The sequence below is a fragment of the Nitratireductor rhodophyticola genome, from assembly GCF_019891355.1.
GTDB lineage: Bacteria > Pseudomonadota > Alphaproteobacteria > Rhizobiales > Rhizobiaceae > Nitratireductor > Nitratireductor rhodophyticola.
The window spans coordinates 232,038-255,469 of sequence record NZ_JAHSSF010000005.1 but is presented as its reverse complement, the minus strand read 5'-3'; the positions used below and the strand labels follow the sequence as shown (position 1 = coordinate 255,469).

The window sequence follows — 23,432 nt, the reverse complement described above, 5'->3', positions numbered from 1 at the left end:
TCCGGCGGGCCGTAGCCGGATCCTGAACCTACGGCCTGCCAACCCGTTCAGTTTTTTCAGAGATGTCACATGTTCAAGCGCACATCCGCGATAGCCAGAAAGTTCGATCTGCAGGGCAGCGTCATCTATCTGGGCTTCATCGCGATCTTTCTCTTCTTCGCCATCACGCTCGCGGATGACGGCTTCCTGACCACCAGGAACCTCTCGAACATCGTGCTCCAGACCGCGCCGGCGACGATCATGGCCATCGGCCTCGTCTTCGTTCTCTCGGCGGGCGAGATCGATCTTTCCTTCGGCTCCATCGTTGCCGTTGCAGCCCTCGCGGCCGCCGTGGTGATGCAAGAGCATTCCATGCTGTTCGGCATTCTTGCCGGGCTCGGCGCGGGGCTGGCCATTGGCTGGATCAACGGGATGATGGTCGCTTATCTGCGCCTGCCATCCTTTCTTGTGACACTGGCCACGATGGGGCTTTTTGCCGGTGTGGCGCGCTCCATGACGGATTTGCGCTCAATTCCGGTTCTGAGCGACACGTTCACCGGCTTCTTCGGTTCGGGCTCGGTTTTCGGCATCCCCTCGCTTGTGCTGTGGACGCTTGCCGCCGTGATCGTCGGCCATCTGGTCTACCGCGAGAGCCGGTTCGGCGCGCATGTGATCGCGACCGGTGACAATGCGCGCGCCGCGCAGGTTTCCGGCATCAAGGTTCCGCGCATCCGTCTTGCGGTGCTGATGATAAGCGGCGGCTGTGCCGGGCTTGCCGGGCTGCTCTATGCCGGGCGGCTGCAGGCGGCAAAATACACGCTCGGCGAAAGCGACCTGATGACGGTGATCGCGGCCGTGATCGTCGGCGGCACGGCGCTGAACGGCGGCAAGGGCTCCGTGATCGGCGCGCTCGTCGGCTCGCTTCTCATGGGCATGCTGAACAACGGGCTGATCCTGATGGGGCTCTCGGTCTCCGATCAGATGATCGTGCGCGGGCTCATCATCCTTCTGGCCGTTGCCATTTCCCTGCGCGACACCACACGCGCCTGATCCGAATTCTGGAGAAGTCCGATGTTTCTCGATGTTCTTAGACGCCGCAATCCCGCATTCATCGAAGCGGCAATCCGCCTGCATCAGGAGGGCAGGGTGCCAGCCAATGCCTATCTGCTCGACCTGGATGCGGTGGAGGAAAATGCCCGGCATTTCCGCGCCGCTGCCGACAGGCATGGCCTGAAAGTGTTCGCCATGACCAAGCAGGTGGGGCGGAACAGCGGATTCTGCCGGGCGGTCATGCGCGGCGGCATCGACCGTTCCGTGGCCGTGGACATGGCATGCGCGGTGGCCTGCGATCGTGCAGGCCTCAAGACCGGGCACCTCGGCCATCTGGTGCAGGTGCCGCGCCATGAAGCGCCGATGGCCGCATCGCGTCTGGCGCCCGATTTCTGGACCGTTTTCAGCAGGGAGAAGGCGCAGGAGGCCGCCCACGCGGCAAAGCTTGCCGGGCGCACGCAGTCTCTCCTCGCGCGGATCCACACGGAGAACGACACGTTCTATCGCGGGCATGAGGGCGGCTTCCCTGCGGAGGACATCGCCGATGTGGCGGCGATGATCGACGGACTGGATGGTGCGCGGTTCGCTGGTCTCACCACATTCCCGGCGCTGCTTTACGATCAGGAAAAGAAGAAGGTTCTGCCCACGCACAACCTCTCGACGCTCGCCCGTGCCGCCGAAGCGCTGGCGAAGATCGGTCGCACCGATGTGGAGGTGAACGCGCCGGGCACCACTTCGTCAATCGTGCTCGACACGCTGGCCGAGGCGGGCGCAACGCAGTGTGAGCCGGGCAACGGCCTGCACGGCACGACGCCCCTTCACGCCATTGAGGACCTGCCGGAGCGCCCTGCCGTGCTCTACCTCTCGGAGGTTTCGCATCTTCACCAGCAGCGCGCCTACTGTTTCGGCGGCGGGCTTTATATCGATCCGGTTTTCCCGGATTACGATGTTCAGGCAATCGTGTCCGACACGCCGACGGCTTCGGCGCGTGCGATGGCCAGCGTGGAAATTCCGCCACCCTCGGCAATCGACTATTACGGCATGATCGACACGACGGGCGCAGTTAAGCCCAAGGCGGGCGACAGTGTCGTCTTCGGTTTCCGGGGGCAGGCCTTCGTCACCCGCGCCTACACGGTGGGGATTTCCGGTGTTTCCAGCGGTGATCCCAAAGTGGTGACCATCGAGAACCCGTTCGGGGTGGCGCAAGACTGGCCGGAGTTGAGGTAAGCTATGTCAGCGAAATCGGAAGCCGGGAATGGACCCGTTCTCGAACTGAAGAACATTCACAAGGCGTTTGGCGGGGTTGTCGCCATTCAGGATTTCTCGCTCGACCTGAAAGCCGGCGAGATCGTTGCGCTGGTTGGCGACAATGGCGCAGGCAAGTCGACGCTGATCAAGATCATCTCCGGCGTGCATGCTCCGACCTCGGGCACCATCCGGCTCGATGGCGAGGCGGTCAGCTTCTCCGATGCCAGCATGGCGCGTTCCAGCGGCATCGAGGTGGTCTATCAGGATCTTGCGCTCGCCGACCTTCAGCCCGTCTACATGAACCTCTTTCTCGGCCGCGAGAAAGTGCGTAAGCCTTTCGGCATGCTCGACCGCCGCGCGATGATGCAGGAAACGCAGGCGCTTGTCGACGAACTGGATGTCCGGATTCCATCGGCCAGTGCGATGATCCGCGATCTTTCGGGCGGTCAGCGGCAGGGTGTCGCCATTGCGCGGGCGACGCACTGGGCCACCAAGCTGATCCTTCTCGACGAGCCGACCGCCGCGCTCGGTGTCGCCGAAACGGCCAAGGTGGAGGAAATCGTCCAGTCGCTCAAGGCCCGCAATCTGGCGATCCTCATCATCAGCCACAGCCTCGACCAGGTTTTCCGCCTCTCGGACAGGATCTGCGTTTTGCGGCGCGGCAACCAGATCGGCGTGCGCGACACTGCGAAAACGGACAAGAACGAGATCGTATCCATGATCACCGGTCTCGCCTGAAGCAATTCGCCGCCGGGTACCCGCACCCGGCGCGGCAGGCATTTTCGTTTCCATTCATGACCTGATGCCGTTGAGACGGCGCGATGCGTGAAGCACCGCGCCGTCATCCGCTTGTTCCGTCGTTTCACGATGCATACGTTATCGAAGTGGTGCCGAATCTGAGAAACTTCCTGATGTTCCTTGTTTTGCAGGTTGCGCTCCATTCGGATTGCAGCCACTATGCAATAATGAATACATTAAGGAGGGAGGAGCCTTAATGGCCACAGTGAAGTTTCGCGATGTCCGCAAGGCGTTTGGCCAGGTGGAAGTTCTGCATGGCGTTTCGGTGGACATCGAGGAAGGACAGTTCGTCGTCCTGGTCGGACCGTCCGGCTGTGGGAAGTCGACCCTGCTGCGCATGCTGGCAGGTCTCGAGCACATCACATCGGGAGAGATCGTGATCGGCGACCGGGTGGTGAATGCGCTTCCGCCCAAGGAACGGGACATCGCGATGGTGTTCCAGAACTATGCGCTTTATCCGCACATTACCGTGGCCGAGAACATGGGGTTCTCGCTCATGCTCAAGGGGGCGCCCAAATCGGACATCGAGGCGAAGGTTCGGCCGGCGGCCGAAATCCTTGGCCTCACACATTTGCTCGACCGCTACCCGCGCCAGCTTTCCGGCGGTCAGCGCCAGCGTGTCGCCATGGGGCGGGCGATTGTGCGCAATCCGCAGGTGTTTCTCTTCGACGAGCCGCTCTCGAATCTGGATGCGAAACTGCGCGTTTCCATGCGCTCTGAAATCAAGAACCTGCACCAGCGGCTCAAGACCACGACAGTCTATGTGACCCATGACCAGATCGAGGCCATGACCATGGCCGACAAGATTGTCGTCATGCATGACGGCATTGTCGAGCAGGTCGGCGAACCGCTCGAACTGTATGACCGTCCGGCCAATCTCTTCGTCGCGGGCTTTATTGGATCGCCGGCGATGAACATGACGCCGGGAAAGCTGGAAGACGGCAAGCCCGGCGTCTTCGTAACCGGGCAGGGGCAACGTATTGCCGTGGCCAATGCAGGGGCGGCGAAGCCCGGCCAGAAGCTGATCTGCGGTATCCGTCCCGAAGCGATCCACCTGCGCGGCGACGTTGCCCTGCGTGTGAAGGTGGTGGAGCCGACGGGGTCTGAAACCCATGTCGTCGCCGAGCTCGATGGCAATGAGATGACCTGCGTTTTCCGCGAGCGCATCAAGGCCGGACCGGGAGATGAGTTGAAGGTCTCCATCGATCCGGAAGCAATCCATCTTTTCGACGCGGAGGGAGGGCAGAGACTCTCGGCATGATCGGATTGGCGCTGCCGGGGAGGGCGGCGCCAGGACAGGGCACCCCGGTGCCCGGCGTTAATGCGGCAGTCAATCGCTTTGCGGCATCGGGAGGATGCCCGCAGATTTGAGGAGGAGACGTGCAATGACGATCAATCGCAGGAAATTTCTTTCAGGAACGGCGGGTCTTGCCGCCGGTGGCCTTCTGGCGGGAACGCTGGGAACGCGGCATGCGCTGGCGCAGGCAACGGCATCGATGTTTACACCGGAAGATGGGGCCACACTGCGCCTTCTGCGCTGGGTGCCTTTCGTGACGGGCGAAGAGGAGGCCTGGAACGCCAACACCGCCGCTTTCACCGAGGCCACGGGCGTTGAGGTTCGCATCGACCAGGAAAGCTGGGAGGACGTGCGCCCGAAAGCGGCGGTGGCGGCCAATGTCGGATCTGGCCCGGACATGGTGATGAGCTGGTTCGACGATCCCTTCCAGTATCCCGACAAGCTGGTGGACGTGACGGACCTGGCCAACGCACTCGGCGAGGAGCATGGCGGCTGGTATGAGGGCCTTGAGGGCTACGCCCGGCAGGGCGACAAGTTTATCGCCATTCCGCTCTGCGCCATCGGCAATGCCGTGTGCTATCGCGACAGCCACATGAAGGCGGCCGGGTTCAGCGAGTTCCCGCAGGACACGGCCGGCTTCCTTGAACTGTGCAAGGCGATGAAGGCCAATGGCACGCCGGCGGGCTTCCCGCACGGCAAGGCGGTTGGTGACGGCAACAACTATGCGCACTGGCTTCTGTGGAGCCATGGCGGCATGACGGTGGACGAGAACGGTGCGGTGGCGATCAACAGCCCCGAGACGAAAGCGGCCATCGACTATGCGAAGGCGCTCTATGAAACGTTCATTCCGGGCACGGAAAGCTGGCTCGACATCAACAACAACCGCGCCTTTCTTGCCGGCGAGGTGTCGCTCACGGCGAACGGTGTTTCGCTTTACTATGCGGCGACCAAGGACGAGGCCTTAAAGGAAATCGCCGAGGACATCCGCACCACCAATCTGCCGATTGGCCCGGTGGGCAAGTCGGTGGAGCTGCACCAGACCTCGACCCTTTCGATCTTCAATCACTGCAAATATCCGCAGGCGGCCAAGGCCTACCTCGCCTTCATGTATCAGGCAGACCGGATGAATGCGTGGCTGGAAGGTGCCAGCGCCTATTGCTGTCAGGCTCTCAAAGGCTTCGAGAACAACCCTGTCTGGACCTCGAACCCGGTTCACGCGCCCTATGCCAAGGCTTCGGCTTCGCTGCGGCCCAACGGCTATGCAGGCCCGCTCGGACCGGCATCGGCCGGCGTCATGGCCGACTATGTGCTGGTCGACATGTTTGCCGAGGCAGTGACCGGACAACGCACGCCCGAAGAGGCCATTGCCAACGCGGAGCGGCGCATCGCGCGCTACTACCGCTGATGGACAGGCGGCGCCGGCCGATCGCCGGCGCCGCTTCTTCATGCAGGTCAGTATCAAGAAAGGCAGGATGACCCATGCAGGCCAGGCCCGCGCGTTCCTTTTCGATCCTGGGATGGCTTCTGGAAAGCCGCAACGGGCTCGGCTTTCTGTTCATGCTTCCGGCGGCGGTGTTTCTTCTGTGCTTTCTCACCTATCCGCTGGGGCTGGGCGTGTGGCTCGGGTTTACGGATGCGCGGATCGGGCGCGAGGGCATTTTCGTCGGGCTCGAAAACTATATCTGGCTGTTTGACGATCCGGTCTTCTGGCTCTCGGTGTTCAACACCATGCTTTACACCGTGGTGGCCTCTGTTCTGAAATTCGTTCTGGGGCTGTGGCTTGCGCTGATCCTGAACCAGCATTTGCCGTTCAAGACATTTTTCCGCGCCATTATTCTCCTGCCCTGGGTGGTGCCGACCGTGCTTTCAGCGCTGGCATTCTGGTGGATATACGATTCCCAGTTTTCGATCATTTCCCATGTGCTGATGAATCTCGGTATCATCAGCGAACCGATCAATTTTCTTGGCGACCCAGGCAACGCGCGGGCGTCGGTGATCGCGGCCAATGTCTGGCGCGGCATTCCTTTTGTGGCGATTTCGCTGCTGGCGGGCCTGCAGACCATTCCGCAGTCGCTCAACGAGGCAGCGGCCCTGGACGGGGCGACCTCGTGGCAGCGCTTTACCAAGATTACGCTGCCGCTGCTGACGCCGATCATCGCCGTGGTGATGACGTTTTCAGTGCTGTTCACCTTCACTGATTTTCAGCTCATCTACGTTTTGACGCGCGGCGGGCCGGTCAACGCAACGCATCTGATGGCAACCCTTTCTTTTCAGCGCGCCATTCCCGGCGGGCAACTGGGCGAGGGCGCGGCAATTGCCGTGGCGATGATCCCATTCCTGCTGGCGGCGATCCTGTTCTCCTTCTTTGGATTGCAGCGTCGCAAATGGCAGCAGGGCGGCGGCGACTGAGGAGGACGGCCATGAGCGAGATCACCCAAAACACAAAACAGGCCGGCCTTCACGACGATTCGGAAGGCATGGAGCAGTTCAACACGCTGCCCCGGCGCATCGTGACGGTCTATCTGCCGCTCGCTGTGTTCGTTTTCGTGCTGCTGTTCCCGTTCTACTGGATGGCGATTACCGCTATAAAGCCGGATCACCAGCTCACGGACTACAGGAACTACAGCCCCTTCTGGGTGATCGAGCCGACGCTCGAACATGTGAAATTCCTGCTGTTCGAAACCTCCTATCCGGGGTGGCTGTGGAACACGATGCTGGTGTCCTTTGCCTCGACCTTCATCTCGCTCGCCGCGTCGGTCTTTGCTGCCTATGCAATCGAGCGGGTGCGGTTCACGGGCGCGCGGGTGACGGGACTTATGATCTTCCTCGCCTATCTCGTGCCACCATCCATTCTGTTCATTCCGCTGGCGTTCATCGTGTTCAAGGTGGGGATCTTCGATTCACGTCTTGCGCTGATCCTGACATATCCGACTTTTCTGATCCCGTTCTGCACCTGGCTGCTGATGGGATACTTCCGCAGCATCCCCTTCGAGCTGGAGGAAAGCGCGCTGGTGGACGGGGCGACGCGCTGGCAGATCCTGACCAAGGTGATCCTGCCGCTGGCCGTGCCCGGTCTCATCTCGGCCGGCATCTTCGCGTTCACGCTGTCGTGGAACGAATTCATCTACGCGCTTACCTTCATCTCCTCGTCGGAGAACAAGACGGTGCCTGTCGGCGTTCTGACGGAGCTGGTGCGCGGCGACATTTATGAATGGGGGGCGCTGATGTCGGGCGCGTTGCTTGGCTCCCTGCCCGTGGTTATCCTCTATTCCTTCTTCGTCGATTACTACGTCTCGTCCATGACGGGTGCAGTGAAGGAATGATAATTCCGGTCTTTTGGGAGTGAGCGATGCGGGTGATGGTGGTCGGTCTCGGGTCGATGGGAATGGGGGCGGCGCTCTCGCTCGTGCGTGCCGGGCACGAGGTTTTCGGAGTGGACCCGCGTTGTGAGGCCCGTGCGGAACTTCGCTATGCGGGGGCCAGGGAGACCGGGCCGCGGGGGCTCGATTTTGCCTGTCGTGTCGAGGCCGTGCTGATCCTCACCGTCAATGCCGAGCAGGTGGAAAGCGTTCTCTTCGGAGAGGCGGGAATAGCCGGAAAGCTGCCGGCGGGAACGCCTGTCATGATCTCTTCGACGGTCTCGGCGGACGATGCGCGCCGTTTTGGCACGGACCTGGAGCAGGCGGGGCACATGATGCTCGACGCGCCGGTTTCGGGTGGGCCGGCCAAGGCGCGTGAGGGCGCGATGACCGTGATGGCGGCAGGGTCGGAGAAGGCGTTCGAGCGGCTTGCGCCGGTGCTGGATGCCGTGGCGGAGCGGGTTTTCCGCATTTCCGACCGGATAGGCGATGGCGCGGCCGTCAAGGTCATCCACCAGCTTCTTGCAGGCGTGCATATCGCTGCCGGCGCGGAGGCAATGGCGCTGGCCACACGGGCCGGCATCCCGCTCGAGACCATGTATGAGGTGGTCACCAATGCTGCCGGCAATTCCTGGATGTTCGAAAACCGTATGCGTCATGTGGTGGACGGGGACTATACGCCACGATCCACGGTCGATATTTTTGTAAAGGATCTGGGGCTTGTCACCGATACGGGGCGCGCGCTCGGGTTTCCGCTGCCACTTGCCTCCACTGCCTATACGATGTTTGCCTCGGCAAGCATGGCCGGCTACGGACGATGGGATGACAGCGCCGTCATCAAGATGTTTCCCGGCATCACGCTACCGGGCAAGAATCCCGAAGAGTAGACGTCTGATAGTGTCAAAAAATCACTCTTGCATGATCCCCGCGTGCGCCTATATTCCGCTCGAAAGCGAGGACGACCTCCCCCATCCAGGGAATCATGTCGGGACGGCCCGAGAACCAGATGGGGAGCAGTATGCGCACCGCTGCAGATCGTATTCGCCATGCCATCAGCTTCGAGCTGATTGCCCTTCTAATCGTTACACCGGCCGCTTCATGGTTGTTCGGCAAGCCCATGTTCGACATGGGCGTCGTTGTCATCGTGAGCGCCACGATCGCCACACTGTGGAACTATATTTACAATCTCGGCTTCGATCACGCCCTGCGAAGGCTCACCGGCAGTGTACGCAAATCCGTGCCTGTTCGCGTCGTCCACGCGCTTTTGTTTGAAGGCGGGCTTCTGGTGGTCCTCATGCCCACCACGGCGCTGTTCCTCGGTGTTCCGGTGCTGGACGCATTGTTCGTCAACGCATCTTTCGCGGTGTTCTACCTGGTCTACGCCTTCGTGTTCAACTGGGCATATGACGTGATCTTCCCGGTGTCGGAGAAGCCAGCTTCCGCAGCGCACAGCGCCTGATCGTCATGCCTTGAGCGGCGGGGCGCTGGTTTCGCCCGTGCCCAGCCGCTTGCCGGAATTGATGGCTTCGAGCCAGAGAAGATAGGCAGCGTGATCGTGACGGCCCATCTTCATCTCATGGGCCAGCGTGTGGAATGCGTCGCGGGTTTTTTCCGTCAAGGGAAGCGCGAGCCCGGCACTGCGGGCCACTTCAAGCGCATTCTCCAGATCCTTGAGTTGCAGTTCGAGCGGGCCGCCCGGCACGAAATTGCGCTCGACCATCCGTTCGCCGTGCAGATCCAGTATGCGGGAGGTGGCAAAACCGCCCATCAGCGCATCGCGCAGTGCGGCCGGGTCGCAGCCGCCTTCCTGCGCCAGAAGCATCGCCTCCGACACCGCACCGATGGTCACGGCGACGATCACCTGATTGGCGAGCTTGGCGACCTGACCAGCGCCATGAACGCCGACATGCGTCGCGCGGCCCATGGCGGACAGAAGCGTCTCGGCCTCTGCGAAATCGGAAGCTTCGCCGCCGGCCATGATGGCGAGCGTCGCCTCGATCGCGCCTTTCTCACCGCCCGACACCGGCGCGTCGAGATGCCGGTGCCCCGTCTTTGAAAGCGCATCGGCGTGGTCGCGCGCGACCGCAGGCTGGATTGACGACATGTCGATGAAAAGCGCGCCCTTCGGTGCGGCTTCCACGATGCCATTCTCGCCGAAATAGATCTGGGTGACGATGGGTGAATTGTCGACCATCGTCACGACGGCATCGGCGCTGGCGACGGCTGAGCGGGGATCATCAACGACGGTTGCAACGTCTGAAAGGGCCTCCGCCTTGGCGCGCGTGCGGTTCCAGACGGTGAGATTGAAGCCCGCCCTGGCAATGTTTCGTGCCATGGGGGCACCCATGATGCCGGTGCCGATGACGGTGACGTTCTTGATGCTCATGACGGGCTCCAGATATTGCGATCAGGCGTTGACGACGGTCTGGCGCTGCTCGCCAAGTCCGGCAATGGACAGGGTCATGACGTCACCGGCCTTGAGATATTGGGGCGGCTTCATGCCCATGCCGACGCCGGGAGGGGTGCCTGTGGAGATCACGTCACCGGGCATCAGCGTCATGAACTGCGAGAGGTAGGAGACGACGTGCGGCACGTTGAAGATCAGCGTGTTTGAGTTGCCGGTCTGGCGGCGCTCGCCGTTGACGTCGAGCCACATGTCCAGATTGTGCGGGTCGGCCACTTCATCGCGGGTGACGAGCCAGGGCCCCAGCGGGCCAAACGTGTCGTGGCTTTTGCCCTTGGTCCACTGTCCAGAGCGCTTTGTCTGGAAGTCGCGTTCGGAGACGTCGTTCATGATGGCGAAACCGGCGACGTGATCCATCGCGTCGGCCTCGCTGACATATTTGGTCTTCGAACCGATGATGACGGCGAGTTCAACCTCCCAGTCGAGCGCCTTTGAACCGCGCGGGAGTTCGACATCGTCATTGGGGCCGCACAGCGCGTTGAGCGCCTTGGCAAAAACGATGGGCTCCTCCGGAGGCTCGGCGCCGGTTTCGGCGGCATGGTCGGAATAGTTGAGGCCAATGCAGATGATCTTCTGAAGGCCCGCGACACAGGGGCCGAGGCGGGGATTTCCATCGACGGCCGGAAGGGTCTGCGGATCGATGGCGCGCAGCCTGTCGAGGCCCGCCGGCGAAATGACGTCGCCGGCAATATCGTCAACGACGCCGGAAAGATCGCGCAGGGTGCCATCGGCAGCGAGCATGCCCGGTTTTTCCCGACCCGCCGGACCGTAACGCAACAGTTTCATATCGGTATTCCTCTGTACTTGCCTTGATCAGTAGACGGCGCGGCCGCCTGAAATGTCGAACACACCGCCTGTCGTGAAGGAGCATTCCTGCGAAGAAAGCCACGCGATCATGGCAGCCGCCTCGGCCGGTTCGAGAAAGCGCTCGAGCGGAATTTTCGACAGCATGTAGTCGATATGCTCCTGGCTCATCTGGTCGAAGATCGGCGTGCGGGCCGCCGCCGGAGTGAGGCAGTTGACGATCACGCCGGTTTTGGCGAGCTCCTTGCCGAGCGACTTGGTCAGCCCGATCAGACCGGCCTTGGAGGCGGAGTAGTGCGAGGCGTTGGGATTGCCTTCTTTGCCGGCTATGGAAGCAATGTTGACGATGCGCCCGTAGCCGCGTTCGATCATCCCTGGCACGAGTGCGCGGCAGGTGAGATAGGGGGCGACGAGATTGACCTCGACCGTGCGGCGCCAGACATCCGGCGCCAGTTCCCAGGTCTTGCCATTGCCGCCGGTGATGCCTGCATTGTTGACGAGAATGTCGATTGCGCCGGCTTCCCGTGCGGCGTCGTTTACGGCACTTTCGTCGGTGAGTTCCACCACGCGGCCCGATGCGCTGCCTCCCAGGGCGTCTGTTGCCCTGTCGAGGTTCGCGGCATTGATGTCCCAAAGAACGACCTCTGCGCCGCTTGCAATGAAACGCTCTGCGGTTGCGAGCCCGATGCCCTGCGCCCCGCCTGTGATGACCGCCCTCCGTCCGGCAAGATCGATCTGGTTCATGTACGGCCCCTCCTCATTCTGTTCCGTTCGCTGTCATCGCACAGACACGGCAAAAGAACAATGTATACATTGTTAATCGGCACGGATGCGACTGTCATGTGATTCCACCCGACTGCAAAATGCTCTATTGGCCTGGCGGGAATGTCGCCTGCCGGCGCAGGAGGGAGACGAGCTGCTCGTCGGCACGATCGCGATGCTGCTGATGGAGGCGGGTTGCCTCCTCTTCGTTTCCGGCCGCGATGGCTGCAAGGATCGCGCGGTGTTCCCGGTCTGAAACAATCGGCAGGGGACGCAGTTTTATGATCGCGCGACGGGCGTGGTATTGCAGGTCCCAGAGCTGCCGCAGCATGGCCTGCAGGCGCGGGTTACCGCAAAGGCCGACCAGTTCGGAATGAAATTCGTCGTCCAGCTCGGACCAGGCTTCGATGTCGCCTCGCTTTGAGGCGCGTTCCATCTGCGTGAGGATGCCGTCGAGGCGCTCATGGTCGGCCGCCGTGATGCCGCGTCGCGCCGTGAGCTGCGCCGCCTTGACCTCGAGGGTTGAAAAGACCTGGTAGATCTGCTCGATCTCGCCGACCGACAGCGCCTTGACGGTGATGCCGTGGCGCGGCCGCACGTCCACAAGCCCTTCTTCCTCGAGCCGTATCAGCGCTTCGCGCACGGGTGTCCGGCTGAGCGAAAGAAGGCTCGCAACCTCGGTTTCCAGAAGTGTGGTGCCGGGCGGCAGCCGCCCTTCCAGAATGCGGAACTTGAGCTCGTGATACGCCCGGTCGCGTGCCGGCATCTTGGCGATGCCCTGCAGGCTCGGGCGCGGGCGTGACGCCGCCTGCGCATCGGCGCTCCTGCTTGCCGGTTTTCGCCCTGCGGCTCCGACCTTTCTGCGCTCGCTCGTGCTCAGCATCCCCTCCATTTTTGCCCGGTGCGGTTCAGCCCTTCAGACGATGGTTGGCAGATATCCATTGCCATGTCCAAGCGCTTGGGCGTCGTCATACCGGTTCTTCACAGGCAAGGATGTCGCCGGTCAATCGTCTCCGGCCGCTTCAACCCGTGTTTTTGCGTGCCTCTTCGTCAGCGATGTGCGCGCGGATGATGGAATCGAAATCCCGGTCGGCCGTGAAACCGGCTTCCTGCGCGCGCCGGGCGCTGAAATCACGCGGCCAGCCATCCACAATCGCGGCGATCTGCGGATCGTGCCTGCGCTTTATGTGCGCCACGACGTCATGGCCGGCAACGCGCGCGAGGGCCTCTATCATCTCCGCAATGGTGACCGAGAGACCGGGCATGGTGAGGCAACGCCGGTCTCCGAGCCGCGCCAGGTCCATGGTGCCGGCATGAAGCAGGAAACCCACTGCAGCATCAGGGCTCGCCACCCAGTGGCGCACATCGTCCGGGACCGGCAGGATGGCATCCTGCCCGGCGAGCGGCTCGCGGATGATGCCGGAGAAGAAGCCGGACGCAGCCTTGTTGGGCTTGCCGGGCCGAACGACAATCGTAGGCAGGCGAATGCCGATCCCGTCTATGAAACCCTTTCGCGTATAGTCGGCCAAAAGAAGCTCGCCAATCGCTTTCTGTGTTCCATAGCTGGTGAGCGGGGCCCGGAAGAATTCGTCGTCGATCTTGTCGGGGAAGGGTGCGCCGAAGACCGCGATGGAAGAGGTGAAGACGAGGCGGGGCCGGTAGGAGCCTCCTCCATTTTCGCCAAGAAGGCGGATGGCTTCAAGCAGATGGCGCGTGCCATCCATGTTGATGCTGTAGCCCTTCTCGAATGCGACCTCGGCTTCGCCGGAAACGATGGCGGCCAGATGGAAGATGACATCGGGCTTTTGCGCGATCAGTGCCTCGACGGTTTCTGCATCGGCGATATCGCCGGCCTGCGCCTCGGTCTGAATACCATTGGCCGGGGCGAGCGGAGCTTCGACCACATCGAATGCGTGAATGGTTTCTATACGCTCGCTGCCGAGCTTGCCATCGGAGAGCAGCTTCTCGGCCAGCCGGCGACCGACCATGCCGGCGGCTCCGATAATCAGGATGCGCATGCGGGTTCCTCCTCCCTGTGGCGTGTTTTCGATGTCTGCTTCAGTGGTTGTCGCGCGGGACTGGCGGCATCTTGCCGTCCTTTCCGCCCTGTGCGAGCCGCTGGTAATTGACGGCGGGTTCCAGCACCATGCCGGCTTCGAGCTGGGCGACCATGCCGCGCTGGATTTCCTGCCAGGGCGTCTGATGCGCGGGATAGGCATATCCCCCGGCCTTCTCCAGCCCTTCGCGGCGCCGGTTCAGTTCTTCATCGGAGGTGAGAATGTTTGCCGTGCACTTGTTGAGGTCGATGCGCACGCGGTCACCGGTTTTGAGAATCGCAAGTCCGCCATTGGCGGCCGCTTCCGGCGAGGCGTTGAGGATGGACGGCGAGCCCGATGTGCCGGACTGGCGACCATCGCCGATGCAGGGCAGAGAGGTGATGCCGCGCTTGATCAGGTAGTCCGGGGCGCGCATGTTCACCACTTCCGCCGCGCCCGGATAGCCGATGGGTCCCGCACCGCGCATGAAAAGGATGCTCTTCTCATCGATGGCGAGTGCAGGATCGTCGATGCGCGCGTGATAATCCTCCGGCCCGTCGAACACGATGGCGCGGCCCTCGAAAGCCATGGGATCGTCGGGGTTGGAAAGATAGCGGTTCCGGAACTCGTCGGAGACGACCGAGAGTTTCATGATGGCGGAATCGAACAGATTGCCTTTCAGAACCCGGAAGCCTGCATTCTCCTTGAGAGGGTCGGCGAAGGGACGGATCACCTTCTCGTCAGCGATGGCGGCATCGCGGCAGTTCTCGCCAATGCTTTTGCCGTTGACCGTCAGCACATCCTCGTTGATGAGCCCGGCCGACATGAGCTGATTGATAACCGCCGGCACACCGCCGGCATGGTAATAATCCTCGCCCAGATACTCGCCCGCAGGCTGGAGGTTCACCAGGAGAGGCACACTCTCGCCATAGGTCTGCCAGTCGTCGATGGACAGTTCAACGCCCAGGTGGCGGGCGACAGCCGTCAGGTGGATGGGGGCGTTGGTGGAGCCGCCTATCGCGGAGTTGACGCGGATTGCATTGATGAAGGCTTCGCGGGTCATCACGTCGCTCGGCTTTATGTCTTCATGCACCATGTCGACGATGCGAAGGCCGGTGCGATACGCCATTTCCTGCCGGTCGCGATAGGGCGCGGGGATGGCTGCGGAACCGGGCAACTGCATGCCGAGCGCTTCGGCCAGCGAGTTCATCGTGGTGGCCGTTCCCATCGTGTTGCAATAGCCGGTGGACGGCGCGGAGGAGGCGACGAGCCGCACGAAGCCCTCATAGTCGATCTCGCCGGCAGCCATCATCTCGCGTGCCTTCCAGACGATGGTACCCGAACCCGTGCGCTCACCCCGGAACCAGCCATTGAGCATCGGGCCCACCGAAAGCGCGATGGCCGGGATGTTGACCGTGGCTGCCGCCATGAGCAGGGCCGGCGTGGTCTTGTCGCAGCCGACGGTGAGCACGACGCCATCGAGCGGATAGCCGTAGAGCACTTCCACGAGGCTGAGATAGGCGAGATTGCGGTCGAGAGACGCTGTCGGGCGCTTGCCGGTTTCCTGGATCGGGTGAACGGGAAACTCGATGGCGATGCCGCCGGCCTCGCGAATGCCTTCGCGCACGCGCTTCGCCAGTTCGAGGTGGTGCCGGTTGCAGGGCGAAAGATCGGATCCGGTCTGGGCAATTCCGATGATGGGCTTGCCGGATTGCAGTTCTTCCTGCGACAATCCGAAATTCAGGTAGCGCTCCAGATAAAGCGCTGTCATATCCGGGTTGCCCGCATTGTCGAACCACGCGCGTGAGCGCAGGGAAGGGGCTTTGGGGTTGTTGCTCATGTCGTCTCCGGATACTTGATTGCGCGCCTATTCTAGCTTCTTGCCAATCAATGTATACACAAAAATCAAGACTGCACCGAATTTCGAGAGTTGCCGAGGTCGGATTCCGTCGCGCTGATTTCGTCAGGAAAAACAAATAGAAAAAGCACGGTTTCGTGAGATTTTCCCGGACCTTCTTTGTCCAGAATTCGCGCAGAACCTCTCCCATTCATCTGCATTGACTTTTATGGATACGTTGTCGCATTAAGCCGTGATGCATGCGCGAAGGAGGAGGTGCGAATGTTGCTCGGCTGTATTGGGGATGATTTTACAGGCTCTTCCGATCTCGCCAACATGCTGGCCAGAAGCGGTATGAAGACCATCCAGTATTGTGGTGTGCCGAACGGCCCTGCCGATCCCTCCGTGGAAGCGGGGGTGGTGGCGCTCAAGTCGCGCACGATTCCGGTGGCGGACGCGGTCCGCCAGTCGCTCGAGGCGCTTGACTGGCTTCTGGAGCAGGGCGCGCGGCAGATCTACTTCAAATACTGCTCGACCTTCGATTCGACGCCGGAGGGCAATATCGGCCCGGTCATCGATGCGCTGATGGAGCGTCTCGGTGCGGAGCAGACGGTGGTTTGTCCGGCTTTTCCGGCGACGGGGAGGACGGTTTACCAGGGGCATCTCTTCGTGAATGACCGCCTTCTCAACGAGAGCGGGATGGAACATCATCCGCTCACACCGATGCGCGATGCAGACATCCGCCGCTGGCTTGCGCCGCAGACGGACGGAGCGGTGGGCCATGTTTCCGCGCAGGTGGTGCGCGAGGGGGCGGCGGCCATCTCCGATGCGCTCGACCGGGCGGCGGCGGAGGGGAAGACGCGCATTGTCGTCGACACGGTCTCCGACGAGGATCTCTATCGCATCGGCACCGCCGTGCGCGGCATGAAGCTCGTCACGGGCGGATCCGGGCTGGGGCTGGGACTGGCGGCAAATTTCCGTGAAGCGGGGCTGCTCGGAAAGAACAGAGAGGGCTGGCAGGGATCGTCAGGCCGTGCTGCCATCCTTTCAGGGTCGTGCTCGGGCCAGACGCGGCGGCAGATCGCCGAATATTCAAAGCTTCATCCCACGCTCAGGGTGGAGCCTGAGGCCGTTCTTTCGGGCACGATGACGCCGCAGGCAGCGGTGGAGTGGATCGGGGCGCAGGACGCAGGTGCCGCGCCGCTCGTCTATTCCTCGGCCGATCCCGAAGTGGTGCGCGCGGCGCAGGCTGCGTTCGGGCGGGAAGAGGTCGCTTCAGCCCTTGAGGGGTTTTTTGCTGCGACCGCCGTGCAGCTTGTCGCCGTTGGATATGAGCGGCTTGTGGTGGCGGGCGGCGAGACGTCTGGTGCGGTTGTCGAGGCGCTCGACTGCTCCGCGCTTGAGGTTGGCCCGCAGATTGCGCCGGGTGTGCCCGGGCTGAAGGTTGCGGGCCGCCCCGTCTGGGTGGCGCTCAAATCCGGCAATTTTGGTGACGATGCGTTTTTCATGAAGGCGCTTGATGTGTTGAAGGGAGAGGCGGCATGAGCGAGGAAAGCAGGCTTCGTGAGGAGATGTGCAGCCTTGCCGCCTCGCTTCATTCGCGCGGGCTGACGCATGGGGCCACCGGCAATGTTTCCGCCCGCACGAGCGACGGCGGATTGCTGGTGACGCCGACGGGCTCGACGCTCGGCACGCTCGATCCGGCCCGGTTGAGCCGCTTCGATGCGGCGGGCCGGCATGTGGATGGCGATAAGCCGACAAAGGAAATGCCCCTGCACGAGGCGTTTTATGAGACGCGTTCCAAGGCCGGTGCGATCGTGCATCTGCATTCGACGCATTCGGTCGCCTGGTCGCTTCTTCCCGATGTCGACCCGGACAATCTGTTTCCGCCGCTTACGGCCTATTCCATCATGCAGCTCGGCAAGGTGAAGCTGCTTCCCTATTTCATCCCCGGGGACGTGGCCATTGGAGAGGCGATCCGCGGACTGGCGGGCAAGCGCTCGGCGGTGATGCTGGCCAATCACGGCCCGGTGGTGGCGGGCAAGGACCTGCGGGCAGCCGGTCAGGCGATCGAGGAACTGGAAGAGACGGCGCGTCTCGCGCTTCTCACGCGCGGGCTTTCGCCGCGTCTTCTGACACCGGAGCAGATCGATCAGGTGGTGACGAAATTCGATGTGGAGTGGTCGTGATGCTGCGTTTTTCCGCCAATCTTGGGTTTTTGTGGACAGAGCTCGCCCTTCCGGATGCGGTCCGGCGGGCGCATGCGGCCGGTTTCGAGGCCGTCGAGTGCCACTGGCCTTATGCCGTTCCGGCTGAAGAGCTGCGCAAGGCACTTGAGGAAACGGGCCTGCCGTTGCTGGGATTAAACACCCGCAAGGGAGAGCGTGAGGGAGACTTCGGCCTTGCGGCGCTGCCGGGGCGTGAAGACGAAGCGCGGGCAGCGATCGACGAGGCGGTGGCTTACGCCGCAGCCGTGGGCGCGGGTGCGGTGCATGTGATGGCGGGCAGGGTGGCGGAAAGCACGTCGGCGGAAACCGCATTCGCCGAAAACCTCGCATATGCCTGTTCGGCGGCGGCAGCGCGGGGCATTGGCATTCTGATCGAGCCAATCAATCACCGTGACGTTCCCGGCTATTTCCTTTCCCGTGTCGAGCAGGCGGCAGATGTCATTGCCCGCGTGGGCGCGACCAATCTCAAGATCATGTTCGACTGCTATCACACGCAGATCATGCAGGGCGATCTGCTTAACCGGTTTATCGCGCATCGCCCGTTGATCGGACACGTGCAGATCGCGGCCGTGCCGTCACGCGCTGAACCCGACGAGGGCGAAGTCTGCTACGAGCGCCTTTTGCCGGCCATGCGTGATGAAGGGTATGACGGTTACATCGGTGCCGAGTACAGGCCGCGCGCCGGGACCGATGCGGGGCTCGGTTGGCGCGAGGCTTACACCCAAAGCTGACGCCGCTTCGTCACAGATTGTCCTTCACGCGATCCCAGGTGTTCATCAGGTGCTGCGCCATCACGCGGCCGAGGGCGTCGCCGTCGCGCTTTCTGAGGGCGGCGGCCATCTGCTCGTGCTCGGCAACGGCCGAGGCCCAGTAATCCGGCTTGCTGTTTCCCAGAAACCGGATGCGTTTGAGGCGTGCCTGAATGTTGGCCTGAACCTCGCGCAGCGATTCATTGCCTGCCAGCTCGGAAACGCGGGAGTGAAACTCCTGATTGAGCTTGTAATAGGGCAGGCGGTCGCCTTCGCGGTAGCGCTTCAGCATGTCTTCGTGGAGCTCGAGCAGCCCCTCGATGTCTGCGTCGCTGGCGCGTTCGCAGACGAGTTGCCCCGCCAGTTTCTCGAGATGCGAGAGCAGCTCCAGCATGGAGAAAACGTCCTGGGCGGTGAGCTTGCGCACCACGCTGCCCTTTGACGGGCGAATGATGACCAGCCCTTCAGCCGCCAGGGTGCGCAATGCTTCCCGGAAGGGAGTGCGGGAAACTCCAAGCTGCTCGACAAGCGTTGTTTCATCAATGCGCGTACCGGGCGCCAGATGACCTTCGATGATGAGATCGCGAATCCGGTTCGCGACCTGGTCGTGCAGCGTCTGCTTTTCGATCGCGACGGTTTCCAGGGGGAAAGGGCTGCTGAGTTCCAAACGAGGTCTCCTGAATCATCCGGATTTGTCGATCATACAAAAAAGATGCGTTGACGTGTGAATTTTCAATAGTATATTTTGTATACAAAATAAGGAATACACAATGCAGCAGTCACGCATCGCCTTTGCGATTGGAGATCCGGCAGGCATCAGCCCGGAGCTTTCGGCCCGCATTCTTGCCGATCAGGACGCCAATCGCGGCGACCTGATCGTTATCGGAGATGAGCGTGTTCTTGCGCTGGGCGCGCGCCAGGCGGGCGTGACGCTGGATGTGCCGGTTGTCTCGCGCGATGCGCTGGAAGGCGATCTCCCGGACGGTACGGTCCTCGTGGACATGGCCAATTGTGATCCGGACGATGTGCCGCTTGGCGAGGCCAGCATGGAGGGTGGCCGCGCCGCGCTGGAGAATTTTGCAACAGCGCTGCGAGTCGGCAGTGCGGGCCTTGCGAAAGCGGTTTTCTTCACGCCGTTCAACAAGCATGCAATGCGGCTCGCGAAAGCCGACTATGTGGACGAGATCGGCTTTATCGATGCCACTATCGAGGCGGAACGCAGCGGGCGTGAGTTCAACGTTCTCGATGAAGTGTGGAACGCGCGCGTCACGTCGCATATTCCCCTGCGCGACGTGGCCGGCAAACTTTCGGTAGAGCGAATCTATGAGAGTCTGAAACTGACCACCGAGGTGATGGAGGGGGCAGGCATCAAGCGCCCGCGCATTGGCGTGGCCGCGCTCAACCCGCATGCGGGAGACGGGCGCAATTTCGGCTGGGAGGATGAGGACATCCTGCTTCCGGCGGTGCAGCGCGCGCAGGAGGAACAGATGGCCGTCACGGGGCCGATCCCGTCTGACACGGTTTTCGTGCGGGCGATCAGGGGGGAGTTCGACGCGGTGATGACCATGTACCACGATCAGGGGCAGATCGCGATGAAGCTGCTCGGCTTCGACCGCGGCGTCACGTTGATTGCCGGCTACCCGTTTCCAATCGTCACGCCGGCCCATGGAACGGCCTATGACATTGCCGGCAAGGGTATTGCCGACACCGGCGCGTCGTTCAACGCGCTGGCGCTTGGCCGGAGGCTTGGTGACCGGATTGCTTCGCGTGCCGTCGAGGAGGACGCCGGCACACGCAGATACCAGGAGGCTCAGGGTTAGGCGGACCGGCAACAGTGAGCGCGCAGCCGGGGAGGGCTGCGCGAAACGAAACAGAGGGAGGAAAACATGAAACTGAAGCACATAGCATTCTGCGTGGCGGCACTGATGCCCGCCATGGGAGCCGGCGCTGCCCAGGCGCAGGAAGAGATCATTTTCGGGATCAGCGCGGCCACGGGGTCGCTGCAGGAGCAGACGGCAAGCGAGTTTGCCCGCCGCGTCAACGAGAAGCTCGACGGCAAGGCGGTGGTCAAGGTCTTTGACAGCTCGCAGCTCGGCAAAGACAAGGACATGCTGCAGAAGATCAAGCTCGGGACCATGCACCTGACGCTTCCGTCTTCCACCATGCCCGACATCGCCGCCGAATACGCCATTTTCGATCTGCCGTTCCTGGTGGCCGACCGCGAACATCTGAAGAAGATCGACGAAACCCTGTTCAAGGATGTGCTGGTGCCGGCTGCCGAGGCGCAGGGTTATCGGCCGCTCGCGATCTGGGAAAACGGTTTCCGGCAGATCACCAACAATGAGCGCCCGATCAACACGCCGGAAGATCTGAGCGGGCTGAAAATCCGTACGCCGAATTCATCCTGGCGGGTGGCCATGTTCAAGGAATATGGCGCGAACCCCACCCCGATGGGCTTTTCGGAAGTGTTCGTGGCGCTGCAGACGGGCGTGATCGACGGGCAGGAAAACCCCCTGACCAACATTGCCGCCGGCAAGCTGAACGAAGTGCAGGAATATCTGTCGCTTTCCGGGCATGTCTATTCGCCCGCCTATCCGACGGTGGGGCTGGCGGCGTTTGAAAAACTGGACCCGGAGATCCAGACGGTTCTGGCCGAAACGGCTCAGGAAGTGGCCGGCTGGGCACGGGAAACAGGCGCCTCCAAGGATGACGACCTTCTGAAGCAGCTTGAGGAAAGTGGCATGAAGGTCAACAAGGCGGATCGCGCCGCGTTCGTGGAAGCCTCCAAGCCGCTTTATGAGAAATTCGCCACCGAGGTCGAAAACGGGCAGGCGATGATCGATCAGGTACTGTCGCTGGCCGACGGTTCCTGACGCCGATCCTGACGCCACGGGGGTGGTGCTTTCCTTGAAGTGCCACCCCGCTATCCACCAAATCGTTTTTCGCCCGGCTTGGGATTTCCTGACATGGCACGGCTTGCCCATTGGCTCGATCTTTTACTGCAGGTGGTGACGCTGACACTGCTTCTGGCGCTTTCATGCGTCGTGGTGCTTGGCGTCGCCTTTCGATATTCGGGCAATTCGCTGATCTGGTATGACGAGGTCGCAGCGGTGCTGCTTGCCTGGATCACCTTTTCCGGCGCTGCGCTGGCAACGCTGCGCAATGCGCATCTGGGCTTCAACGGTCTCCTGCTTGGCTCGCCACCCGCCATGAGGATGGTGCTTTTCTGGCTTGGCGAGGCGATCTTCGCCGCAGTCTTCGCCGCGATGCTCTGGGCGGGCTGGGCCATTCTGGACATTTTCGGCAATGAGAGCATGACCACGCTGCGTTTCGTGCCGCGCAGCTTCGTTCAGTCGATCCTGCCGATCAGTGCGGGCCTGATGCTTGCCGGGAGGCTTTTGACCCTGCCGCAACGGCTGGGTGCGGCGCAGGCCGGCATCGACCACGAAGCGGTCGAGATTGAACATGAAATCGCCCGCGCACAGGAAGAGCTGTCGCGCGTCCGCGCGGAGACGTCACGATGACCGAAGCCCTTATTCTCTTCTCCATGTTTGCGATGATCGCGATCGGCCTTCCGATTGCCGTTTCGATCCTGGCGAGCGCGCTTGCCGGCCTGTGGCTTCTCAACGGGCATCTCGGGTTCCTGAATGCCGCGCTGTCCATCTTCGACGGCGCGACCAGCTTTCCGCTGATTGCCATCCCGCTGTTCATTCTCGCCGGTGCGTTGATGAACACGGGCGGCATCTCCACACGTCTTATCGCCTTCGTTTCCGCGCTCATCGGCTTCATTCGCGGCGGGCTTGCCATGGTCAATGTCGGCGTCTCCATGTTCTTTGCCGAAATATCGGGCTCTGCCGTCGCCGATGTCGCTGCTACCGGGTCTGTCCTGATTCCGGCCATGAAGAAGCGCGGCTACAGCCCGCGTTTTGCCGCTGCGATCACCTCGTCTTCCGCATCGCTGGCAATCATCATCCCGCCATCCATCCCGATGATCCTTTATGGCGCGCTGTCGGACACGTCCATCGTGCAGCTTTTCGTTGCGGGCATCGTGCCGGGCGTGATCGGCGGCTTTCTGTTGATGGCGCTCTCCTATTATTTCGCCGTTCGCTACGATCTGCCGCGCGAAGCGGGTTTCAGCCTGCCACGCCTGTGGGAGACCACGAAGGATGCTGCCTGGGCACTGGTGCTTCCGGTGATCATTCTCGGTGGCATTTTCGGTGGTGTGGTTACGGCGACGGAAGGTGCGGGCCTGGCCGTCGTCACCGCGCTCTTCATCGGCGTTTTCATATACCGCGAGATCGATCTTGGTCGGCTCTATCACGCGCTGGTGGAAGGTGTGGTGCAGACGGCGGTGGTCATGCTGCTTGTCGCCACTTCCGCCGTGCTCGGGCTCTATCTGACCGAAACCGAGCTGCCGCAGCGGCTGGCGCAGGGCATTTCGGCCGTCACCACCAACAAGCTGGTCGTGTTGATGATCATCAATGTGTTCCTGCTGTTTCTCGGCATGATCCTGCACGGCGCGGCCGCGATCATTCTGACGGTGCCGATCTTCATGCCGCTGGTGCATCAGCTGGGCATCGACCCCGTGCAGTTTGGCATTCTCCTGACGCTCAACATCGCGCTCGGTCAGCAGACGCCGCCGGTTGCGAGCGTTCTGGTGACGTCGTGCTCCATCGCCAAAACCGATGTGTGGAGCACGACCAAGACCAATCTGCCATTCATCGCCGTTCTGATGCTTGTGCTTCTGCTGGTGACCTATGTGCCGTCCGTTTCGCTCGGGCTTGTGGACGCCTTCTACGATCGCTAGAAAATTTCGCAGTC

Annotated in this window: 23 protein-coding genes; 16 read left to right on the top strand and 7 right to left on the bottom strand. The window is 61.9% G+C overall.

The features are described from left to right. Positions 1 to 69 precede the first annotated feature (69 nt). The 9 genes from KUG85_RS19630 (at position 70) to KUG85_RS19590 (ending at position 9,190) form a co-directional block, all read left to right on the top strand. A complete protein-coding gene (locus tag KUG85_RS19630) occupies positions 70 to 1,029 on the top strand; it encodes an ABC transporter permease (RefSeq protein ID WP_223006455.1) in 960 nt (319 codons plus the stop codon). Positions 1,030 to 1,050: 21 nt separating this feature from the next. Next, the gene (locus tag KUG85_RS19625) at positions 1,051 to 2,256 is read left to right on the top strand and encodes an alanine racemase (protein ID WP_223006454.1); all 1,206 of its coding nucleotides are present in this window, start codon (positions 1,051 to 1,053) and stop codon (positions 2,254 to 2,256) included. Between the two features lie 3 nt (positions 2,257 to 2,259). Beyond that, positions 2,260 to 3,015, top strand: a complete 756-nt coding sequence (locus tag KUG85_RS19620; protein ID WP_065817845.1) for an ATP-binding cassette domain-containing protein — start codon at positions 2,260 to 2,262, stop codon at positions 3,013 to 3,015. Between the two features lie 256 nt (positions 3,016 to 3,271). Beyond that, positions 3,272 to 4,336 carry an ABC transporter ATP-binding protein gene (locus KUG85_RS19615; RefSeq protein WP_065817844.1) on the top strand — a complete coding sequence of 355 codons (1,065 nt, stop codon included), beginning with the start codon at positions 3,272 to 3,274 and terminating at the stop codon, positions 4,334 to 4,336. A 124-nt stretch (positions 4,337 to 4,460) separates the two neighbouring features. Further along, positions 4,461 to 5,777 carry an ABC transporter substrate-binding protein gene (locus tag KUG85_RS19610; protein ID WP_223006453.1) on the top strand — a complete coding sequence of 439 codons (1,317 nt, stop codon included), beginning with the start codon at positions 4,461 to 4,463 and terminating at the stop codon, positions 5,775 to 5,777. A gap of 74 nt (positions 5,778 to 5,851) precedes the next feature. Beyond that, positions 5,852 to 6,781 carry a carbohydrate ABC transporter permease gene (locus KUG85_RS19605; protein WP_065817842.1) on the top strand — a complete coding sequence of 310 codons (930 nt, stop codon included), beginning with the start codon at positions 5,852 to 5,854 and terminating at the stop codon, positions 6,779 to 6,781. A gap of 11 nt (positions 6,782 to 6,792) precedes the next feature. Beyond that, a complete protein-coding gene (locus tag KUG85_RS19600) occupies positions 6,793 to 7,695 on the top strand; it encodes a carbohydrate ABC transporter permease (protein ID WP_065817841.1) in 903 nt (300 codons plus the stop codon). 26 nt (positions 7,696 to 7,721) lie between these two features. Next, positions 7,722 to 8,618: an L-threonate dehydrogenase gene (gene ltnD / locus KUG85_RS19595; RefSeq protein WP_223006452.1), complete on the top strand. Its 897-nt coding sequence runs from the start codon at positions 7,722 to 7,724 to the stop codon at positions 8,616 to 8,618. A 131-nt stretch (positions 8,619 to 8,749) separates the two neighbouring features. After that, positions 8,750 to 9,190 (top strand): PACE efflux transporter, encoded by a 441-nt coding sequence (locus tag KUG85_RS19590; RefSeq protein ID WP_223006451.1) that lies wholly within the window; start codon positions 8,750 to 8,752, stop codon positions 9,188 to 9,190. Between the two features lie 3 nt (positions 9,191 to 9,193). On the opposite strand, the gene KUG85_RS19585 is transcribed toward KUG85_RS19590, so the two are convergent. The 6 genes from KUG85_RS19585 to KUG85_RS19560 form a co-directional block, all read right to left on the bottom strand. After that, the gene (locus tag KUG85_RS19585; RefSeq protein ID WP_223006450.1) at positions 9,194 to 10,117 is read right to left on the bottom strand and encodes an NAD(P)-dependent oxidoreductase; all 924 of its coding nucleotides are present in this window, start codon (positions 10,115 to 10,117) and stop codon (positions 9,194 to 9,196) included. Positions 10,118 to 10,138: 21 nt separating this feature from the next. Continuing rightward, positions 10,139 to 10,981, bottom strand: coding sequence for a fumarylacetoacetate hydrolase family protein (locus KUG85_RS19580; protein WP_223006449.1), 843 nt, complete (start codon positions 10,979 to 10,981; stop codon positions 10,139 to 10,141). A 27-nt stretch (positions 10,982 to 11,008) separates the two neighbouring features. Then, complete coding sequence (locus KUG85_RS19575) at positions 11,009 to 11,743, bottom strand: SDR family NAD(P)-dependent oxidoreductase (RefSeq protein WP_223006448.1); 735 nt, start codon at positions 11,741 to 11,743, stop codon at positions 11,009 to 11,011. A gap of 124 nt (positions 11,744 to 11,867) precedes the next feature. Beyond that, on the bottom strand, positions 11,868 to 12,644 hold the full coding sequence (locus KUG85_RS19570) for a GntR family transcriptional regulator (protein ID WP_255606486.1): 777 nt from the start codon (positions 12,642 to 12,644) through the stop codon (positions 11,868 to 11,870). A gap of 139 nt (positions 12,645 to 12,783) precedes the next feature. After that, positions 12,784 to 13,779, bottom strand: a complete 996-nt coding sequence (denD, locus tag KUG85_RS19565) for a D-erythronate dehydrogenase (protein ID WP_223006446.1) — start codon at positions 13,777 to 13,779, stop codon at positions 12,784 to 12,786. 40 nt (positions 13,780 to 13,819) lie between these two features. Beyond that, positions 13,820 to 15,637: an IlvD/Edd family dehydratase gene (locus KUG85_RS19560; RefSeq protein WP_223006445.1), complete on the bottom strand. Its 1,818-nt coding sequence runs from the start codon at positions 15,635 to 15,637 to the stop codon at positions 13,820 to 13,822. 279 nt (positions 15,638 to 15,916) lie between these two features. Between KUG85_RS19560 and otnK the strand changes: the two genes are divergently transcribed. From otnK to KUG85_RS19545, 3 genes are read left to right on the top strand one after another with little or no spacing between them, the layout of a single operon-like run. Continuing rightward, positions 15,917 to 17,179 carry a 3-oxo-tetronate kinase gene (gene otnK, locus KUG85_RS19555; RefSeq protein WP_223006444.1) on the top strand — a complete coding sequence of 421 codons (1,263 nt, stop codon included), beginning with the start codon at positions 15,917 to 15,919 and terminating at the stop codon, positions 17,177 to 17,179. Continuing rightward, positions 17,176 to 17,823: a 3-oxo-tetronate 4-phosphate decarboxylase gene (otnC, locus tag KUG85_RS19550; RefSeq protein WP_007009169.1), complete on the top strand. Its 648-nt coding sequence runs from the start codon at positions 17,176 to 17,178 to the stop codon at positions 17,821 to 17,823. Before otnK ends, otnC begins: the two co-directional genes overlap by 4 nt. Beyond that, on the top strand, positions 17,823 to 18,593 hold the full coding sequence (locus KUG85_RS19545) for a hydroxypyruvate isomerase family protein (protein WP_255606485.1): 771 nt from the start codon (positions 17,823 to 17,825) through the stop codon (positions 18,591 to 18,593). The genes otnC and KUG85_RS19545 overlap by 1 nt, the downstream gene beginning before the upstream one ends. 10 nt (positions 18,594 to 18,603) lie before the next feature. Here the strand turns inward: KUG85_RS19545 and KUG85_RS19540 are convergent, their stop codons facing one another. Continuing rightward, positions 18,604 to 19,278 carry a GntR family transcriptional regulator gene (locus KUG85_RS19540; protein WP_007009172.1) on the bottom strand — a complete coding sequence of 225 codons (675 nt, stop codon included), beginning with the start codon at positions 19,276 to 19,278 and terminating at the stop codon, positions 18,604 to 18,606. Between the two features lie 103 nt (positions 19,279 to 19,381). Between KUG85_RS19540 and KUG85_RS19535 the strand changes: the two genes are divergently transcribed. From KUG85_RS19535 to KUG85_RS19520, 4 genes are all read left to right on the top strand, one after another. Then, on the top strand, positions 19,382 to 20,431 hold the full coding sequence (locus tag KUG85_RS19535; RefSeq protein ID WP_223006443.1) for a 4-hydroxythreonine-4-phosphate dehydrogenase PdxA: 1,050 nt from the start codon (positions 19,382 to 19,384) through the stop codon (positions 20,429 to 20,431). A 66-nt stretch (positions 20,432 to 20,497) separates the two neighbouring features. Next, positions 20,498 to 21,484, top strand: coding sequence for a TRAP transporter substrate-binding protein (locus tag KUG85_RS19530; RefSeq protein ID WP_007009174.1), 987 nt, complete (start codon positions 20,498 to 20,500; stop codon positions 21,482 to 21,484). 93 nt (positions 21,485 to 21,577) lie between these two features. Next, positions 21,578 to 22,135 carry a TRAP transporter small permease gene (locus KUG85_RS19525; RefSeq protein ID WP_065817830.1) on the top strand — a complete coding sequence of 186 codons (558 nt, stop codon included), beginning with the start codon at positions 21,578 to 21,580 and terminating at the stop codon, positions 22,133 to 22,135. Continuing rightward, on the top strand, positions 22,132 to 23,418 hold the full coding sequence (locus KUG85_RS19520) for a TRAP transporter large permease (protein WP_223006442.1): 1,287 nt from the start codon (positions 22,132 to 22,134) through the stop codon (positions 23,416 to 23,418). Before KUG85_RS19525 ends, KUG85_RS19520 begins: the two co-directional genes overlap by 4 nt. The last annotated feature ends 14 nt before the right edge of the window (positions 23,419 to 23,432 follow it).

Coding starts and splice junctions, on each gene's coding strand:
- KUG85_RS19605 (WP_065817842.1), top strand. CDS start 5,852: ATGCAGGCCAGGCCCGCGCGTTCCTTTTCGATCCTGGGATGGCTTCTG.
- KUG85_RS19530 (WP_007009174.1), top strand. CDS start 20,498: ATGAAACTGAAGCACATAGCATTCTGCGTGGCGGCACTGATGCCCGCC.
- KUG85_RS19630 (WP_223006455.1), top strand. CDS start 70: ATGTTCAAGCGCACATCCGCGATAGCCAGAAAGTTCGATCTGCAGGGC.
- KUG85_RS19625 (WP_223006454.1), top strand. CDS start 1,051: ATGTTTCTCGATGTTCTTAGACGCCGCAATCCCGCATTCATCGAAGCG.
- KUG85_RS19590 (WP_223006451.1), top strand. CDS start 8,750: ATGCGCACCGCTGCAGATCGTATTCGCCATGCCATCAGCTTCGAGCTG.
- KUG85_RS19610 (WP_223006453.1), top strand. CDS start 4,461: ATGACGATCAATCGCAGGAAATTTCTTTCAGGAACGGCGGGTCTTGCC.
- KUG85_RS19560 (WP_223006445.1), bottom strand. CDS start 15,637: ATGAGCAACAACCCCAAAGCCCCTTCCCTGCGCTCACGCGCGTGGTTC.
- KUG85_RS19615 (WP_065817844.1), top strand. CDS start 3,272: ATGGCCACAGTGAAGTTTCGCGATGTCCGCAAGGCGTTTGGCCAGGTG.
- KUG85_RS19575 (WP_223006448.1), bottom strand. CDS start 11,743: ATGAACCAGATCGATCTTGCCGGACGGAGGGCGGTCATCACAGGCGGG.
- KUG85_RS19620 (WP_065817845.1), top strand. CDS start 2,260: ATGTCAGCGAAATCGGAAGCCGGGAATGGACCCGTTCTCGAACTGAAG.
- KUG85_RS19520 (WP_223006442.1), top strand. CDS start 22,132: ATGACCGAAGCCCTTATTCTCTTCTCCATGTTTGCGATGATCGCGATC.
- KUG85_RS19600 (WP_065817841.1), top strand. CDS start 6,793: ATGAGCGAGATCACCCAAAACACAAAACAGGCCGGCCTTCACGACGAT.
- KUG85_RS19535 (WP_223006443.1), top strand. CDS start 19,382: ATGCAGCAGTCACGCATCGCCTTTGCGATTGGAGATCCGGCAGGCATC.
- KUG85_RS19570 (WP_255606486.1), bottom strand. CDS start 12,644: ATGCTGAGCACGAGCGAGCGCAGAAAGGTCGGAGCCGCAGGGCGAAAA.
- KUG85_RS19525 (WP_065817830.1), top strand. CDS start 21,578: ATGGCACGGCTTGCCCATTGGCTCGATCTTTTACTGCAGGTGGTGACG.
- KUG85_RS19580 (WP_223006449.1), bottom strand. CDS start 10,981: ATGAAACTGTTGCGTTACGGTCCGGCGGGTCGGGAAAAACCGGGCATG.
- ltnD (WP_223006452.1), top strand. CDS start 7,722: ATGCGGGTGATGGTGGTCGGTCTCGGGTCGATGGGAATGGGGGCGGCG.
- otnK (WP_223006444.1), top strand. CDS start 15,917: ATGTTGCTCGGCTGTATTGGGGATGATTTTACAGGCTCTTCCGATCTC.
- otnC (WP_007009169.1), top strand. CDS start 17,176: ATGAGCGAGGAAAGCAGGCTTCGTGAGGAGATGTGCAGCCTTGCCGCC.
- KUG85_RS19585 (WP_223006450.1), bottom strand. CDS start 10,117: ATGAGCATCAAGAACGTCACCGTCATCGGCACCGGCATCATGGGTGCC.
- denD (WP_223006446.1), bottom strand. CDS start 13,779: ATGCGCATCCTGATTATCGGAGCCGCCGGCATGGTCGGTCGCCGGCTG.
- KUG85_RS19545 (WP_255606485.1), top strand. CDS start 17,823: ATGCTGCGTTTTTCCGCCAATCTTGGGTTTTTGTGGACAGAGCTCGCC.